Below are 17,286 nucleotides of genomic sequence, written 5' to 3' on the forward strand. Positions count from 1 at the left end.
GAGCGCCCGACGCGAGGAGGGGCTCGGAGAGCAGAGGGGGAACGCTCAGCACTGCACCGAGAAGGCGCTGTCCTATAGGGCGATGGTCCGCAAGCGCACGAGGTGACACGACCGACTTGCAGGGAGATGCTTCGATCCGTGCAGGGTACGGCGGAGAGAGTGCTCGAAGGCCTGTGCCGAGAGGCAACCGATTTCCTGAGAAGGCCCTTGACTTCCTATAGGACGTAGATCACTATCGATCTTCAGCGCGCTCGGCGCGATGGCACACAGGATGCGAAGGAGCTCCAGTGGCACACGGTGCAAGCCCTCAGAATCCCCGAGGAGCACGAGGCGACATCCCGGTCGACGCCGGGGTGAACCCCGGGACCCGCCATCTCCTGCCGCGCGCCCCCGCCATCTCCTGGTGGATGCTGCTGCTGACCACCATCGCGATCCTGATGACTTCGGTGGACCATCAGATCCTCCCGGCGGTGCTCCCGCAGGTCTCCGAGCAGTACGGGCTGGACGCCCAGCAGGCAGGGCTGATCAACTCCGTCTACTTCGCAGGTCTCGTCGGGGGCGGGCTGATCTTCGGCTACGTCTCGGACCGTATCGGCACCGGCTACCGCCGCTCCTGGACCTGGAACGTCGCGATGCTGTTCGCGGTGATCGGCGGCGCGCTCACCTTCGGCCTCGCCGGAAGCTTCCTCGCCTTCCTGCTGCTGCGCATCCCCATGGGGATCAGCCGCGGCGGATCCGAGCCGGTGAACGTCGCGATCGTCGCCGAATGGTGGCCCAAGGAGCACCGCGGCTTCGCCGTCGGCGTCCACCACACCGGCTTCCCGTTGGGACAGTTCCTGGCGGGAGCGCTCATCGCCGTGGTGCTCGGCTCGGCCCACTGGAGCGCCGCGTTCCTGGTGATCCCGATGCTCGGCATCCCGATCATCATCGGCCAGGCCTTCCTGGGCCGGAAGAAGCACCAGGCGACCCTGTATCGCAAGATCGAGGAGATGGACAAGACGCCTCCGCTGGAGGAGCTGTCCATCCAGAACCGCGCCGGGTTCTGGGGCCCTGTGAAGGAGGCTCTGCAGCACGCGAACGTCCGCTGGGCCGTCGTGCTGTGCTTCCTGTTCCTGTGGGGCGAGGCCGGTGTCGTCACGTTCCTGACCACGCAGCTGATGGGCATGGGGATGGAGGTCTCCGACGCGATCCTGGTCTCCGGTGCCTCAGGCCTGACCGGGTGGATCGGCCAGGTGGTGTGGGGAACGCTCTCCGACCGGCTGGGCCGGAAGTTCTCCATCGCCTTCCTCATCATCGGATGGGTGACGAGCCTGATCGCGATGATCTTCATCCACGACCTCGTGACCGCCTGGATCATCCTGCTGTTCTGGGGACTGTTCCGCAACGCCCCGTTCCCCGTCGTCTACGCGCTGCTGGTCGACTCGGTGCCGCGCGCCGCCGGGACAGCGCTGGGGATCATGATCGGCGTGGCGCTGGGCGTCTCCGGGATCTTCGCCTCGGCCGTCTCGGGCGTGGTCATCACCCAGCTCGGCTTCACCTGGCACTACGTGATCCTCGCGCTGATCTGCCTGATCGGGTTCATCCCCCTGGCACGCATCACGGAGACGGTGCGCACCGCCCGACGGGATCTGCCGGACGCTCCTGCCACCACCTGAACCGAGCTGTCATCGCACCGATGACGAGACGATGAACAGAGAGGACTGCACATGACCATCTCCCGCCTCCTCGCCCCGGGCGCCCGCCTCGAGAAGGTCGCGAGCGGCTTCACCTGGCTCGAGGGCCCGGCCTGGATCCCCGCCCGCGGCGTGCTGCGCGTCAGCGACATCCCCGGCAACCGCGTCATCGAGTACTCCGAGGCCGACGGCGCCGTCACCGAGGTCAGCGCCGACGCGGAGTTCACCAACGGGCGCACCCTCGCCCGCGACGGCTCCGTGATCGAGTGCTCCCACGGCCGACGGGCTGTGCAGATCGACCGGGCCGCCTCCGAACCCGGCGCCGCCTACGCCCCCGAGGTCCTGGTGGACCGTTTCGGCGAGGTCCGGCTGAACTCCCCGAACGACGTGGTCGAGAAGTCCGACGGCACGATCTGGTTCACCGACCCGTCTTACGGGATCAAGCGGCCCGTGGAGGGGCATGCCGGCGAGGAGGAGTACGGGGACCGCTACGTGTTCCGCGTCGATCCGGCCGACGGGTCGCTGACCCCTGTGGTCATCGACGTGGAGGCGCCCAATGGGATCGCCTTCTCCCCGGACGAGTCGGTGCTGTACGTCTCGGACTCCTCGCTCTCCCCGGCCGATGAGCAGAACCCGCCGCCAGGGCGCCCCCGCGGGCATTCGATCCATGCCTATGACGTGGTCGAGGGTCGTCACGCGAAGAACGGCCGCGAGCTGGTCGAGGTCAGTCCCGGCCTGCCCGACGGCTTCCGCGTGGACAGCGAGGGGAACCTCTGGTCCTCCTCGCTCTCCGGCATCCAGGTGTTCACCCCGGCCGGGGAGAAGCTCGGGGAGATCCCGGTGCCGGAGAAGATCGCGAACTGCACCTTCGGCGGTGCCGACGGCAGCACGCTCTATATCTGCGCGAGCACGAGCATCTACCGGATCCGCACCCGGGCACGGGACGCGGCGGCGGATCGGTGGCCGGGCGCGCGCTGAGGAGCTCGGGCGGTCCTCCGGAACGGCCCCGCGCTCCGGTGCCCGTGAACTAGGGTGCGGACACTCGCTGATCGTGCGACGCCGCACTGCTGAGAGGACCCGCCATGACCGAGCACGAGAACCCTGATCCCCAGGCCGACGCCGATGCCGTCGAGGTGCGTGAGGACCCCGACCGTCACCGCTTCGACATCCTCGTCGGGGGTCGCCAGGCCGGCTTCTCGCTGTACACCTCCGTGAGCGAGGACGACGCTGACCAGCGGATCTTCTACCACACCGTCATCGACGACGACTTCGGCGGGAGGGGGCTGGCAGGAGTGCTCACTCGTGGCGCGCTCGCGGCGACGGTCGAGCAGGGGCTCCGGATAGTGCCCGTCTGCCCGTACGTCGCACGCTGGCTGCGCGGCCACGACGACGTCGAGGGCTCCGTGGACCGGGTGCGGCCCGAGCACCTCGAGGCGGTGCGTCGGGCGAACGCGGAGGCCGACGGGACGGCCTCGTGAGGTGAGGTGTCGTCTGCACAAAGGGGCGTCAGGGAGCACAGCGAGGAGCTGAGCTCCAGCGCGTGCCGCAGGACGCCCCATTCTGCAGGCCTGATCCGCCGCCCTCGCCCCCGCTGTCCCCGAAACTGCCGTCCGTGCCACGCTTCGAGGTGACTACCCTGGTCGAGGGCCGACGACGACCCCGGGCACCGCCGCGTGCTCGAAGCACCCGAGGCGAAGGAGCAGCCGGACATGCGCACACCGCAGAACCACGGAGCGGCCGAGGCGGTCGATGCCTTCACCCGGATCATGGGACGCAGGCACGTGCTCACCTCGGCGCGCGCCACCGCGCCCTACACCACGGGCGACCGCTTCGGGGCGGGCGAGGTGCTGGCCGTGCTGCGTCCGGGCTCGCTGGTGGACATGTGGCGGGCACTGCAGGTGTGCGTCGACCACGACCTGATCGTCATCACCCAGGCCGCGAACACCGGGCTCACCGGCGGCTCCGGCCCCGGAGACCAGGATTACGACCGTGACATCGTCATCCTCTCCACGCTGCGGATCGACGGGATCCACCTCATCAACGACGCCCGTGAGGCGATCAGCCTGGCCGGGGCGACCCTGTTCTCGCTCGAGGAGAAGCTCGCCGCCCACGGCCGTGAACCGCACTCGGTGATCGGGTCGAGCTCGATCGGCGCGACCGTCGTCGGCGGCATCGCGAACAACTCCGGCGGCTCCCAGATCCGCAAGGGCCCCGCCTACACCGAGCAGGCGCTGTTCGCCCGCGTCGACGAGGCCGGCCGCATCCACCTGGTGAACCATCTCGGGATCGACCTCGGCACGGATCCCACGCACATCCTGGACCGCCTCGAGCGCGGCGAGTGGGGCGACGCCGACGTGACCCCGCCGCCGCCGGACTCCACCGGCACCGACTACGCCGAGCACGTGCGACAGCTCGCCGACACCCCGGCCCGCTACAACGCGAACCCGAAGTTCCTCCACGAAGCCTCCGGCAGCGCGGGCAAGATCATGGTGTTCGCGGTGCGCACCCGCACCTTCCCGCTCGAGGCGGACAAGGCCACCTTCTACATCGGCACCGACCGGCCCGCAGATCTCGAGGCCCTGCGCCGACGATTCCTCGCCGCCGACGGACCGCTGCCGATCTCCGGCGAGTACATGAGCGCGCATGCCTTCGACCTCGCGACCCGGTACGGCAAGGACACCTACGTCTCCCTCAAGCACGCCGGCTCCCGCACCCTGGTGCGCATGTTCGCGCTCAAGGGCTGGGCCAACGGAGTCTTCGCGAAGCTGCCCGGGATGGGCCCGTCGGTCGCCGACGCGATCTCGCAGAAGCTGTTCTCCCTCGTCCCGGAGAAGATCCCGAAGCGCCTGACCGAGTACCGCGATCGCTTCGCCCACCACCTCCTACTCGTGGTCAGCGGCAGCGAGCGCGCCGTGACCGCGCAGATGCTCCACGAGTTCTTCGCCGCGAGCGAGCACGAGGGCGAGTTCTTCGAGTGCGACGCCGACGAGGCCGAGAGCGCCACCCTGATCCGCTTCGGCGTCGCCAGCGCCGCCAGCCGCTACTACGTCATGCACCGCGCGGAGGCCTCGTCGATGGTCACCTTCGATGTGGCGCTGCGGCGCGACGACGAGGACTGGCTGGAGCGCCTGCCCGAGGAGATCTCCGACCAGCTGCTCGAGAGCGTCTACTTCGGGCACTTCTTCTGCCACGTCCTGCACCAGGACCACGTGGCGAAGAAGGGCGTGGACCCCGTGGCGCTCAAGAAGCGGATGACGCAGCTGCTGGTGGACCGCGGCGCCGCCGTCCCCGCCGAGCACAACTTCGGCCGCCTCTACCCGGCGCCCGAGCCGCTGATCGCGCACTACCGCGAGCTCGACCCGTTGAACATGTTCAACGCCGGGGTGGGGGAGACGTCGGCGAAGAAGGGGTGGGGGTGAAGGAGCCGGCGATGCACCTGCTGGACGAGGTGCGCCGGGGCATCTTCCAGCGGTCCACGGCTTACGACCGTGCCGCGGTCACGGTCGAGTCGCTCGCCGACACTTGCTGACACTCACGGGGTGAGGTCGGGAGATTCTCCTGCGTGTGGCGGCGCAAGCGGTGCCGACCTGATCCTCCCTCCGGGGTCTGCTGGACTCCGTTTCGACCTCCGCGCTGGTGCGCGAATCCCTCAGGTCATGACCACTTTCCGTGAGGGAATCATGCCGCTCGAGGAGCGGGTCGATGCGTTCGTCGCGCGTCGCCTGCAAGCTGTGACCACCACTGTCGGCCCGTTGTGACGTGGCGTGACCGAGCTGGCCATGGTCACGCTGAAGAGGACGTGGGCGTGCATGGTCCAAGTCTCCGTGGATAGGCACATAGACGTACGCCGCGTGGACGACCTGATCGCGAACGCGGTGCTGAGGTCGTTCTGAGCATCGACCACCGATTCGCCCGGGACGCGCCCCTGAAGAAGCGGTAACCGACACTGCGGAGACTCTGGCAACGCCATGGCATCACACGATCAGATGCTGCCCAGGTATGAGCGAAGTCGCCCCAGTAACGCTTTCAGGCCGGTGTCGCGCGACCGGCCTTCTTCTCGACCGATCACGCGCACGAGGCCCTGCACCGGCGTGGCGAAGACCTCGGCAGGATCGACATCGGCGGGATCCCGGCAGATGACACTCACCCACCCAGCCTGCTCCACAGCATTGCGCCAGGCATTTCCCTGCGAGTAGGCGGGGTTGTCCTCCGAAACTGCGAACTCGAAATGTTCGTCACCCCGTGGATCGGACAGTGCACATCTGCCCTCTCCGTAGAAGCGCAGGCTCCATCCCTTCGCAATCTGAGCAGTTCCAGAGCTATCGAGCTCTTCGGGGAAGCCGTGTGTGAGCAACGTGTGGCGCACGAAGTCGGCGTCGCCGTCGGCCGTCCGCACCAGCAGCCCAGGCATGTGCACGACGAGTCCTGGTCGCCCCTCGTGGAACACGGGCCGGGACAGAATCTCCTCTGAGACGCTGACGCGGCGGAGGACCTCCATCCCGGGCGGCATGGTGCTCATTCCAGAAAGGATGCCGCTCGATGGCCGATCGAGCCACTCCCTCACGAGGATGGCCGATTGCCGCCAGGCCTCGAGCTGCTGGTCGTCGACGACATCCGCTTCCGTGTCAGTGATCGCGCGGCCGAGCATTTCTCCATCCAGCTTCGCAATCGGGCCGAGGAATGACGCCTTTGTCCGTTGCCTCTGGTCGTCGATCTCGACGGATTCGCACCACTGGGCCAGGCTGCGGAACGCAGGCCACCAGGAGTCAGCGAGGGCGTCGGGAGACCGCCGGAGCAAGGAGTGGAGCAGGAAGATCGCGACTTCCAGCACCGCCTCGACGCTCTCGCTCAGCAGCACGTCGTCGCGTCGAGAGGGAGCAGCCGCGGAAAGCACGAGCTCCACTGCCCGCGACCACTGCTCGTCTTGGGCGAGCGCAGTCGCCTGCCCGATCGCGACGTTGAACTCCTCCACACGTCCGGCAAGTCCGTTCGAGGCGTGGTGGGTGGTGTCGCGACCGTCCAGCAATCGCGCTATGTCTGCGCGGACGTCTGTGCAGTCCTCAGAGGCCTGGAAGGTGTTCATCTCGATGGTGCGGAGCACCGTCGCGGCGGGCGGGTCGATGCCGGTCACGTCGAACACTCGAGGATCCTCTGCGTATGCCAGAGCGCGCAGTGCGAGCGGTCGGATGCGGTCGAACGCGCGTCTGTGCGCCACGGCCTGAATGAGCTGACCGAGGGTCTGGATCTGCGTCGCCGCAAAGCTCGGGCTGTCCGCCCGGCTGAGCCTGGTGCCGGGCTCCTCTCGTACGTCGACGGCGCACGAGAGCCAGAACTCCGCGCGCTCGAATCGCCCGGTCAGCAGGTCGAGCACGCCGAGGTTGTGCATCACTGTCGTTGCCATCTCGCGCTGCAATCGGTGAGGGCTCACGTGCTCTGGACCTCCGCCCATCTGCTCTCCCGCCTCCCTCGACGGATCCGCGGGGTCGCTGCTCAGGCCCGGGGCAACAGCGGGGGAATGATCATCGGCGTCGTCCGTTGCCGCGACCAGCAAGTGCTGGAGAAACACGCTGATCGGCGGTGCGAGGACCTCTGCATCGACGAAGCGCCCGGTCCTGATCGCACCGAGCAGGGCCTCCGCACAGACCTCCAACCAGGTATAGGTGAGGCCGATCGGTACTCCGATTCCCGCCTCCTCCAGAGTCAATCGGATGCCATCGTGGACACTGACGATCTCGTCATATCGTGAGGCCGAGCGGGCATCCCCTCGCAGGCGCCTCGTCAGCAGCGAGACGCCGACGAGTTCGATGATCGCGGAACGTGCCGTGATGGTGAGCGGGGAGCGTTCACTCACCGCCTGCCCCCAGTCATCGATCAGCCCGGCGGGAAGCGAGGATCCCCCGCTGAACACGACCATCGTGAGCACGCTCCGCGCCGGGGCCGACAGTGAGTTCCACAGCTCGCTCACCAGTACCCCGACGGCGCGGGGATAGCCCCCGAGACCTTCACCGTCCTCCTCGGTGAGGTGGAAGCGGTCCAACCGCGCCGTGAATTCCGGCAGTCGCGAGATGTCGCCTCCGAGCTGGCGCACCCAGGAGCATGCCAGATCGATCGCGAGGGGCCACCGGCCGAGGCGGTGTGAGAATTCGACCGCGTCCGGATCGAGCGGCTCGTCCCAGCAGGATCCTGGTCCGGAGAGCCGGTGTCGGATCAGCGCTGTTGCTGTGCGATCGGGCATCGCCTCGATGAAGAGCTGCGGTGCGAGATCGCGTGGCCAATCTCCGCGGAAAGTGGTGATCGCGATGTGACCGTAGCCGGAGACCGGGATCCACGGCCGGAGCTCAGCGGGATCGGTGGCGCCGTCGAACACGAGCAGCCAGGGAACAGGGAGCACGGCGAGCGCGTCCTGGAAGGACTGTGCGAGATCCTCCGCGGAGGGTTCCGCGCCCCTCGCTCGGGCTGCATCGGAGACTGCTCCGGCGGCGGCAGCGTCTCCGGCGAGCCAGCGGAGCAGCTCTGGCGCTTGCTCGGAGAGCTGCCCGGAGGAGGTCGCATCCAGCCAGATCGTGAAGGCGTAGTGTTCTCGCCGACGGGCCGCCCACAACCCTGTGGCCACGGACTTACCGGTGCCCGGCGACCCCGCGAGGACTGCGGTGCTCGGCGTTCCTCTGTGAAGCGCCTCGTCGGTGAGGGCACGAGACAAGAATTCGAAGATCTCGGGGCGATCGACGGCGTCGGGGGCGGGAGCCCCATGGGTGAGGCCCCATACGCGTCGTCCCGCCGCATCGGCGAGAGTGGCGGTGGGCCCGTCGATGATCTTCTCCACCATAGGTCGGTCCACCGTCTGGGCGGAGGGGTGGGATCCGCATTGCTGGACCATGTCCACCAGCAATGCCAACAAGATGTGGTGGAGTCGCGTACCGAGTCCGCCGCGCTGCCGTAACCGTCCGATCCGGTTGATGAGCCGGTCGGTGACCTCGCGTACGCCCTCGTCGCGCGCGTCGATCCGCTCGGTGATCGCGCCGGTGGGCGCGGGCCGTTGCCGCAGGGCGTCGCGTAGATCGCGCGCTGGCTCCGTGAGGGGGCGATTGGTCCGGACCACCCGCTCCAGAGCGCTCGGATGCTCGTCCGCGATCGCTGCTAGAAGCGTCTCTGCCTCCGGCTTCCCCATAGTGGTGTCCGAAGTGGGAAGGGATGCCTTGACCTGAACCGCGGTTTCGGGACCGGCACCCGGTCGTGCGTACACCAGGATGTCCGAGGAGTCCTGGCCGTTCAGATCGACCGCCACGACCCAGTCGGTCGACGACGATTCGTACAGCTCGAGCAGCAGCTCGACCGTGACGAGATTCTGGTAGCGGAAGCCGAACGACGCCGCGACCCCACCCGATGCCATACGCCCAGACTAGGGCAGAGCCCTGACGAACTGTTGCTTCCTCTGAGTCGGCATTGGCACCTTGCGCGAAGTCGAGGGTGCGTCCCCTAGCTGGGTGAAGGATGTTGGGCGGGAAACGCAGAGACTTGCGCGTGTCTGTGAGTGCGACCGTCCAGGCGTCCAGAGAGCTTCAGGAATCCGACCGCGAGAACCGGTTGGTCATGCGATCGCTCGCCGTGAACAGCACCTGGCCGAGCAGCGCGTCGGTCTCCGTGCGGATCCGCTCGGCGATCTCGGTGTTCGCTTCGGCGAGCAGGGCCGGCACCTCGTCGGGCGACCCGGCCGCGGCCGCCTTCCCGTCGGCCTCGAGCACTGCGGCGCGGCCGAGCGCGAGAGTGCGCTGCTGGTAGCGCTCGATCAGCGCGATCGTCTCGTGGAAGTGTGCATCGGCCAGCGCCGCGAGCATGCGCGAGGTCCAGTAGAAGCTGTCGGTGCCGGGCGTGGCGCCGGTCGTGGCGAGATAGACGGGCGCCTCCTCGACATTCGTGAACATCGGGATCAGCGCCGTGAAGGGGAGCGAGGCGAAGGCGACCCACTGCACGGCCCGGAACGACTCCGGCAGGCCCGGGCGGATCTGCAGGATCGCGAGGGCGTTGTGGCGGTTGATGCCGATGGGGCGGAACGCGCGCCGCTCCGCCTCGGTGCCGCGGGTGGAGTACGGGTCGAACACGGTGCCCTGGTAGTGGGAGCTGAGCACGTCCTTGACGTCCTCGATCGTCAGCAGCCGCTCGGGGCGACGGCTCCAGGGGAGGTCGTCCGAGTCGGGGCTCGCGCCGGGCAGGCCCGCGTCCCAGTCCTCGGCGTGCGGGCTCAGGGTGCGCTGCATGTACCAGGCGCGGGGCGTGTTGTAGACGTGGTCGTGCTCGGTGCGGGAGCCGAACGCCTCGCGCGGGTCGAACGCCGTGTCACCTGCGGTGGAGCCGTGGCGCACAGTGAGGTCGAGGTGGTGCTCCCGCAGGAACTGGCGCAGGTCGGGGCTCGCGAGGTGGTCGCGGCCGGGACCCTCGGCGTCGTCGAGGTCGAAGGAGTCGATGCCCAGCTGGTTCGGCATCGTCACGTAGTGGTCCTCGGGCACGCGCCGCGCGATCCAGTGGTGCCCGCCCACGGTCTCCAGCCACCAGATGTCCTCGGCATCGCTGAACGCGATCCCGTTCATCTCATAGGTGCCGTGCTCGGCCAGCAGCGCGCCGAGCCGCTGCACGCCCTCGCGGGCCGAGCGGATGTAGGGCAGCACGAGGGTCAGGAAGTCCTCCTCGCCGAAGCCGCCGGGGATCTCGCCGTCCCGCTCGACCAGCGGGTCCGCGCCGAGCACGCGCGGGTTCGACGTGATCGTCTCGGTCGCGCTCATGGCGACGTTCGCCGCGTTGATCCCGGCGCAGCCCCAGATCCCCTCGTCCGGCAGGGCGTTCGGGATCGAGGTGTACCGCAGCGGCTCCTCCGGCAGCTCGATCGTGCGTCCGCCGATCACGGAGGTGTAGGTGCGGGGCTGGTCCTCGGGCCGCACCACCACGACCCGTTTCGGATCGAAGCTCCCGGCCGAGGAGTCCTCGGTGCGGGCGACCAGCGGCGAGCCGTCGGCGCTCGCGCGGCGGCCGACGAGGAGGGTGGTGCAGGGCATGGGCGATGCTCCTTGGCGCGGGTGATGAGGGACGCCGCCACCCTACGGCCGTCCTCGCCGGTCGGACCCTGGCGGCGACGGAATCTATCTGCCGGAGGGCCGGCGCCCTCTTCGGCCCGGCCCGCCTCAGTCCTATGAATTCTGGTCACCTCGACATCCGGTCGAGCGCGTCGACGGCCGCGGGCAGCCAGCCCGAGTCCCAGCGGTGCTCGCGTCGGGTGTCGTTGGAGTACAGATGGGGGATGCCGAGCTGCTCCATGAGCTCGTGGCCGGCGGCGAGGTGGTCCTCGGACCACTGCGGGGGGTGTGCGCCGAAGTTCGCGTAGCCGAACAGCGCGATCCGAGGATCCGGTCCGAGACGCTCGCCCCGCGTCCTCAGCAGGTGGGGGATGGCGAAGTCCCGGAAGTGCTCCGGGTTCGGCCAGTAGTAGGGCATCTCCCACTCATCCGGCTGCTCCTTCATGACCGGCGAGTCGAAGGCCGCGGCCGCACGGAACAGCTCCGGGTGCCTCAGCAGCAGCTGCAGGCTCGCCGAGCCGCCCTTGCTGTAGCCGAGGAGCAGACGCGGGAGGTCCGGGTACTGCTGGTCGATGAAGCCCACGACGTCCTCGACGAAGTAGAGCACCTGCTGGAACATCTGCCGGTCCGGTAGATCCGTCATCCAGGGCCAGTCCGAGAAGGTCGGCGCGACGGCGATCAGCCCGTGCCGGTCGTGGAGGCCGAGGCGCAGCACCTCGTCCAGCCCGTCCCCGGAGCGGTGGCTCAGCTCCGGGGTGGCCGGCAGCAGGAAGAGCAGCCGCGGGTTCTCCAGCTGGTCCAGTCCGGGAGGTTCGAGCACGCGGATGATCGTCTCGAACATCTGTCGGTCGGATTTGACGGCGTACTGGTCGTAGGCGAGGCGGAGCGGCGCGGAGTACGTGGCGGGCATGAGACACCTCTCGAGGGGACGGGAGCGCGGCGGCGCGAGTGGCTCAGGACTTCAGGCCGCCGGCCGTGAGGCCGGAGACCACGTGCCGCTGCGCGAAGAAGAAGACGAGCAGCACGGGGATCACCGACAGCGTCGTCGCCGCCATCTGCACTCCCCAGAGGGGCCCGGCGAGCGGATCCTCGAAGTGCGTGAGCGCCACGGGCACCGTCAGCTTCTCCGGGGAGCGCAGGTAGATCAGCGGTTCGAGGAACTGGTTCCAGCTGTACCAGCAGGAGAGCACCACGACCGAGGCGACCGAAGGCCGCACGAGCGGGAGATAGATCTGCACCATGGTGCGCCACCTCCCGGAGCCGTCGATCGAGGCCGCGTCCTCGAACTCGGCCGGCAGCGTCAGGAACGCCTGTCGCATCACGAACGTCGCGATGGGAGCGGTCACGAGCGCAGCCGTGAAGATGATCAGCGGATAGTGGGTGTCGACCCAGCCGAGCGCCGCAGCGTACTGGAAGAGGGGGATGATCGTCGCCTCCGGCGGGATGAAGATGACGCTCAGGAGCAGCAGGAACACCGCGCCCGCGGCCACAGGACGGACCCGTGCCAGGGCGTAGCCGGCAGGGATCGACATGACGAGGGTGAGCACCGCGACGAGGGCCATGATGACCACGGAGTTGAGGAACTGCTGCGCGAAGGGCTGCAGCGTGAAGACCTCGGCGTAGTTCTCCCAGCGGATGTCCTCGGGCAGGATCGTGGGCGGGTATCTCAGGATCTCGCCCGGCGTCTTCAGGGAGGCGCTGATCATCCACAGGATCGGGGCGAGCGCCACGACGGAGAGCACGGTGAGCACCAGGTAGTTCGCACCGCGGCCGACGATGCGACGCAGATCAGTCGTTCTCATGGAAGACCACTCGCTTCCTCGCCTGCCACAGCGCCGCGGTGAGCAGCAGGATGACGGCGAACAGGAGGACGGCCAGCGCACTGGCGTAGCCGACGTCGTTGAGCAGGAAGCCCTGCTTGTAGATCTCGAAGGCGAGCACCGAGCTCTGCACGCCCGGCCCTCCCTCGGTGAGGAGCATGACGACCTCGAAGACCTTGAAGGAGCCGACGATCATCAGCATGAACACCATCATGATCGCGGGGGAGATCTGCGGGATCACCACGCTGCGCAGCACGCGGACGCGCCCCGCGCCGTCGATCCTCGCCGCTTCGATCAGCTCCTCCGGCACGGCCTGCAGTGCGCCGAGCAGGATCATCACGTTGATGCCGACGTTCTTGGTCAGCTGGATCACCGCGAAGACGACGAGCGTGAGCCAGCCGCCGCGGAGCCAGGCCGGGCCGTCACCGCCGACCGCGCCCAGGAGCGCATCGAGGAGTCCCTCGGGCTGCACGATGAAGCTCCAGACCAGGGCCCACGCCACCATCGTGACCAGCGCCGGGATGAAGATGATCGAGCGGAAGATCCCGATGCCTCGGAGCTTCTGGTTCAGCAGCACGGCGAGGAGGAGCGCGATCACGGTGCCGGCGACGCTCAGGACGCAGACGAAGAAGAACGTGTTCGGCAGGACGGTGATCATGCTCGGGTCCGTGAGGATCCTGGCGTAGTTGTCCAGGCCGACGAAGTCCTGCGATCCGGCGAGGACGTTCACGTCATGGAGGCTGAGCCAGATCACCCACACGATCGCGACCAGTCCGACGGCCGTGAAGCCGGTCATCTGGGGCGCCAGGAGCAGGTAGCCGAAGCGGTTCCTCCCCTGGGTGCGGACGGAGCGTCGGGAGCGGGAGGGCGCGGTCTGCGTCGCGGCGCTCATGCCGACAGCACCGGATCGATCGCGGAGCACACGCGCGGCAGGGCGACGTCGAGGTCGGCGTCCGGCGTGTACACGAACTCGTCCAGGGAGGAGTCCAGGGCGTTGGCGACTCGGGCCCCGTTCGGGGCCACGGGGAAGATGTGCCCGCTGCCGAGGATCGCCTCGACGACGGGTTCGAGCTGGTCCGCGGAGAGGAGCCCGGAGGACTGTGCGAGGACCTCCGCGTTCAGCAGGCTCGATCGGGACGGCGGGAAGAACCGCGAGATCTTCGCGGCGTTCTCGCGGCCGGTGAGATGGGCGAGGAAGGCCAGCGCGGCCTCCTGCTGCCGGCCCGCGCTGAGCGCGACGATCGAGGACTGGCCCACCGACTGGATGTCCCCGGCGGGCCCGCCGGGGGTGGGCAGCACGTCCCACTCGAAGTCCGCCCCGTCCAGGAGGGTGCTGGCGCCCAGGAAGGCCGTCGTGCTCCCCGCCTGGCCGCCCCAGAAGTCCACCTGCCGGCCGGGGACGGGAGAGGAGCCGTCCTCGAACACCATCGAGTGGAAGAGCCCCAGCGCGTCGGCCATCTCCGGGGCATCTGCGGTGCATCGTGCGGAGCCCTCGTCCCAGGGGGAGGCCCCGTAGGCCTCCATGATCGGGAGCAGCCGGGTCCAGTTCTGGAAGTCGAAGTCGTTGACGACGTAGCCGGGCAGCCCGGTGGCCGCGGTGAGCTGACGGGAGGTCTCCCGGAAGGCCTCCCAGGTCCAGTCGTCGTCCGCGAGGAGGTCCGCGGGCGACGCCACGTCGGCCTCGGCGTAGAGGGTCTTGTTGAAGTACATGATCAGCGGGCCCGTGGAGAACGGGACCCCGTACTGCGCCTCGCCCACGCGCCATCGCTCCTGCAGCTCGGGCACGAGGTCGTCGACGTCGTAGCCGGGGGTGGCCGCGAGCGTCGGTGCGACGTCGAGCAATGCTCCCGCGTCGATGTACTCGAGGCTGGACTCCACCGGGAGCCAGGTCAGGTCCGGTGGGTCGCCTGCGGTCATCCCGGTCGTGAGCACCATGTCGAGCTGGTCGAGGCTCAGGCTCTCGAACTCGATTCCCGACACCTCCTCGTGCTCGGCCAGGAAGTCGTCGGCGATCTCCTCGAACAGGGTGAGGTGATCCGGGCTCGATGACCACATCGTCATCCGCAGGGTGATGCCTCCGGAGTCCGGCCTCGTGCGGGAGAAGCCCGGCAGGCACCCGGTCGATCCTGCCGTGACGCCGGCGAGGCCCGCCCCGGTGAGGAAGGTGCGTCGTCGCATGGCAATGCCTCCTGTCTGCGCAGCGCGCTGCGTCGCACCGCTGTCGCCCCACGAGAGTATGACGTTATACTCCTCATCGCAACGGGGTTCGATCGAACGGATCAGCCCAGGTGATCGCCGCCTGGGAGCAGGAGCCTCGGGTTACGACGATTTAGCGAGGCAGGCATGCACAGGACACTGGCCCTTGATCCGCAGCTCGCACGCTTCCAGCCGCTGGAGCGCGTGGTCACCTTCGACGACTTCGATCGCGGGTTCAACGGATGGATGGATCTGACGCCGAACTTCGTCTACGACGACTACGAGTCCTTCGACAGCTCCGTGGACCTCACCAGCTGGGCGCCCTGCATGCTCAGCTCCGCCCCGATGCGCTTCGCGGCCTCGCACGGCTCGATGGAGGGGACCTACTCGCTGAAGCTCACCACCGGGGCGGCCGCCGCCCCGCACACCGAGCCGCCCGCCGACGGCAGCATGGGCGTGGCGGTCAAGCGCCTGTCCCGATTCGGGGATCCCTCGAAGATCCAGATCGAGACCTGGTACGCGTACACCCCTGCGCAGGACCGCGAAGGAATCGGCGAGGAGGACATCCGCGCCTTCGGCTTCTACTTCGACATCCAGGACGGCGAGCACCGATACATGCCCGGCGTGCGCTACGTGAACTCCCTGGACGGGCAGCTCGTGAAGCGGTGGCAGTACTGGAAGGCGGAAGAGGGCATCAGCCACGCCGACTGGAACTTCGGCGTCGAGAAGGGGTGGTGCGCCCCGGGCATCGACAACCTCTGGTACGGGCGCCGGCACGAGGACGGCTCCACCGACGGCTACCAGTGGGTGCCCGGCGGGGAGCAGGACCTGCTCTACAACGAGAGCCCGGACAAGATCAACTGGTTGTACCTCCGCCTGCTGGTCGACGTCGAGAAGCGCGAGTACGTGGAGCTGCAGAGCATGGATCGGGTCTTCGACCTGCGGGGCATCCAGCCGACGCTGGCGGACCGCTATCGGGCGATCGACAACCTCATCAACCCCATCTTCTACGTGGAGACCGACACCGATCGCCAGGTGCACCTGTTCCTCGACTCGGTCCTCTACTCGACCGAGTGATCCCGCCAGGCACCTCGAAAGGACCCGCTGTGCTGACCACCCATACCTCAGTCCTCGCCCGCAGGATCTGGATCCGCTCCGAGCACGTCACCCTTCCCCACGAAGCCGGGTGGGCGTCCGAGGCGGTGTTCTTCACCCAGGTGGAGGGCGCGCATCCGCGACTGACCGTCACGGCCGAGATCTCGCCCGACGGGATCACCTGGGCCGAGTGCGGGGAGGCGAGCACCCTTCCGGCCGACGGGGCCATGGCCGTCAACCGCCTCGCGCACTTCGGCAACTGGCTGCGCCTGCGGATCGCGGGCGCGAGCGAGAACGAGCCTGCCCGTATCCTGGTCCATCTCAACGTCAAGGGCTGAGACCGGCGCGTCCGCCCGAGGGGCGGCACGGCGCAGCGGAGGGGAGGGGCGGTGTCACGCAGAGGTGCCCGATTGTCCGACGTGGCACGACTGGCCGAGGTCTCACCGGGTCTCGTCTCGCGCATCGTCAACGACGATCCCACGCTGAAGGTCCGCGCCGCGACCCGTGAACGCGTCCTCGAAGCCGTCGAGATGCTCCAGTACATCCCGCATGCCTCGGCGCGCGCACTGCGGAACTCGCGGACCGGGCTCCTCGGATTCGCGCTGCACCGGGTGAACGATCCGATCTACTCCCAGCTCGTCGATTCCGCGCAGGTCGCGGCGACCGCGCGCGGGTATTCGGTCGTGCTGCTCAGCGCCGAGGACCTCATGGCTCGGCCGAGCGCCCATCGCGCCCTCGTGCGCGGGCACCGGGTCGACGGCCTGCTGATCCAGAGCGGGTTCTCGAGCGTCGATTCCGGTCTGCAGGAGGTCGCCCGGGAGGTGCCGTCCCTGGTGTTCAACGCCGACGAGACGCCGGGGCTGCGCACGCTCCGGCTCGACGACGCGGCGGCCGCGAGGACGGCGACACGGCATCTGATGGATCTCGGGCACACGCGGATCGCCTTCGTCGGCGCCGAGGGCGCGACCTCCCGCAGGCGCTTCCGGGGGTACGCCGAGGCGCTCGCCGCCGACGGGCTCGCCCCGCTGCCGATGATCGTCGGCGGCTGGGAGGCGGAGTCGGCGCGCGCGGAGATCGCCTCGTACCTCGCCGCCGGAGGGGACGCCACCGGACTGGTCGTCGCGAGCTCGACCACTGCGCTGGGCGTCCACGCCGGCGTGCTCTCGTCCGGTGCGGCCATCCCGCAGGAGATCTCCGTGGTGAGCATCCACGACACCTGGTTCGCCGAACACCTCACCCCCTCGCTCACCGTCGTCCAGCTCCCGCTCGCGGACATCGGCAGCACCGCGGTGGATCTGCTGATCGAGCAGATCGAGGAGTCGACGGAGGGCGAGACCGTCCTCGACGAGCAGGCGCCACGGCTCATCCAGCGCGCCTCTTCAGCGTCGCCATCGGAGCGGTGAGGGTGGCTCCGGCCCTTGGCCTCCGCGACCGAGG

13 protein-coding genes are annotated in these 17,286 nt (G+C 68.6%); 7 read left to right on the forward strand and 6 right to left on the reverse strand.

The window, feature by feature from the left end; translation table 11 throughout:
- Positions 1-353: 353 nt before the first annotated feature.
- The 4 genes from D1648_RS03280 (at position 354) to dld (ending at position 5,092) form a co-directional block, all read left to right on the forward strand.
- Positions 354-1,655 (forward strand): MFS transporter, encoded by a 1,302-nt coding sequence (locus tag D1648_RS03280; protein ID WP_122939399.1) that lies wholly within the window; start codon positions 354-356, stop codon positions 1,653-1,655.
- A gap of 51 nt (positions 1,656-1,706) precedes the next feature.
- Entirely contained in the window at positions 1,707-2,651 is a 945-nt protein-coding gene (locus D1648_RS03285) for an SMP-30/gluconolactonase/LRE family protein (protein ID WP_122939400.1), read from the forward strand.
- A gap of 104 nt (positions 2,652-2,755) precedes the next feature.
- A complete protein-coding gene (locus D1648_RS03290; RefSeq protein ID WP_122939401.1) occupies positions 2,756-3,151 on the forward strand; it encodes a GNAT family N-acetyltransferase in 396 nt (131 codons plus the stop codon).
- 231 nt (positions 3,152-3,382) lie between these two features.
- Positions 3,383-5,092 (forward strand): D-lactate dehydrogenase, encoded by a 1,710-nt coding sequence (gene dld / locus D1648_RS03295; protein WP_122939402.1) that lies wholly within the window; start codon positions 3,383-3,385, stop codon positions 5,090-5,092.
- A gap of 563 nt (positions 5,093-5,655) precedes the next feature.
- On the opposite strand, the gene D1648_RS03300 is transcribed toward dld, so the two are convergent.
- The 6 genes from D1648_RS03300 to D1648_RS03325 form a co-directional block, all read right to left on the reverse strand.
- A complete protein-coding gene (locus D1648_RS03300) occupies positions 5,656-9,063 on the reverse strand; it encodes a hypothetical protein (RefSeq protein WP_122939403.1) in 3,408 nt (1,135 codons plus the stop codon).
- A 169-nt stretch (positions 9,064-9,232) separates the two neighbouring features.
- Positions 9,233-10,720: a C69 family dipeptidase gene (locus tag D1648_RS03305; RefSeq protein ID WP_122939404.1), complete on the reverse strand. Its 1,488-nt coding sequence runs from the start codon at positions 10,718-10,720 to the stop codon at positions 9,233-9,235.
- Between the two features lie 145 nt (positions 10,721-10,865).
- Entirely contained in the window at positions 10,866-11,648 is a 783-nt protein-coding gene (locus D1648_RS03310) for an alpha/beta hydrolase-fold protein (RefSeq protein ID WP_122939405.1), read from the reverse strand.
- A 43-nt stretch (positions 11,649-11,691) separates the two neighbouring features.
- Complete coding sequence (locus D1648_RS03315; RefSeq protein WP_122939406.1) at positions 11,692-12,540, reverse strand: carbohydrate ABC transporter permease; 849 nt, start codon at positions 12,538-12,540, stop codon at positions 11,692-11,694.
- Entirely contained in the window at positions 12,527-13,450 is a 924-nt protein-coding gene (locus D1648_RS03320) for a carbohydrate ABC transporter permease (protein WP_122939407.1), read from the reverse strand. The genes D1648_RS03315 and D1648_RS03320 overlap by 14 nt, the downstream gene beginning before the upstream one ends.
- Positions 13,447-14,736: an ABC transporter substrate-binding protein gene (locus D1648_RS03325; RefSeq protein WP_122939408.1), complete on the reverse strand. Its 1,290-nt coding sequence runs from the start codon at positions 14,734-14,736 to the stop codon at positions 13,447-13,449. Before D1648_RS03325 ends, D1648_RS03320 begins: the two co-directional genes overlap by 4 nt.
- 165 nt (positions 14,737-14,901) lie before the next feature.
- Here D1648_RS03325 and D1648_RS03330 point away from each other — a divergent pair, with 165 nt between their 5' ends.
- From D1648_RS03330 to D1648_RS03340, 3 genes are all read left to right on the forward strand, one after another.
- On the forward strand, positions 14,902-15,831 hold the full coding sequence (locus D1648_RS03330; RefSeq protein WP_122939409.1) for a DUF6772 family protein: 930 nt from the start codon (positions 14,902-14,904) through the stop codon (positions 15,829-15,831).
- 29 nt (positions 15,832-15,860) lie between these two features.
- The gene (locus tag D1648_RS03335) at positions 15,861-16,187 is read left to right on the forward strand and encodes a DUF6385 domain-containing protein (protein ID WP_122939410.1); all 327 of its coding nucleotides are present in this window, start codon (positions 15,861-15,863) and stop codon (positions 16,185-16,187) included.
- Between the two features lie 81 nt (positions 16,188-16,268).
- The gene (locus D1648_RS03340) at positions 16,269-17,252 is read left to right on the forward strand and encodes a LacI family DNA-binding transcriptional regulator (RefSeq protein WP_241155389.1); all 984 of its coding nucleotides are present in this window, start codon (positions 16,269-16,271) and stop codon (positions 17,250-17,252) included.
- Positions 17,253-17,286: the final 34 nt, after the last annotated feature.

Source organism: Brachybacterium sp. EE-P12, from assembly GCF_003711805.1.
In the GTDB taxonomy this organism is placed as follows: Bacteria; Actinomycetota; Actinomycetes; order Actinomycetales; family Dermabacteraceae; genus Brachybacterium.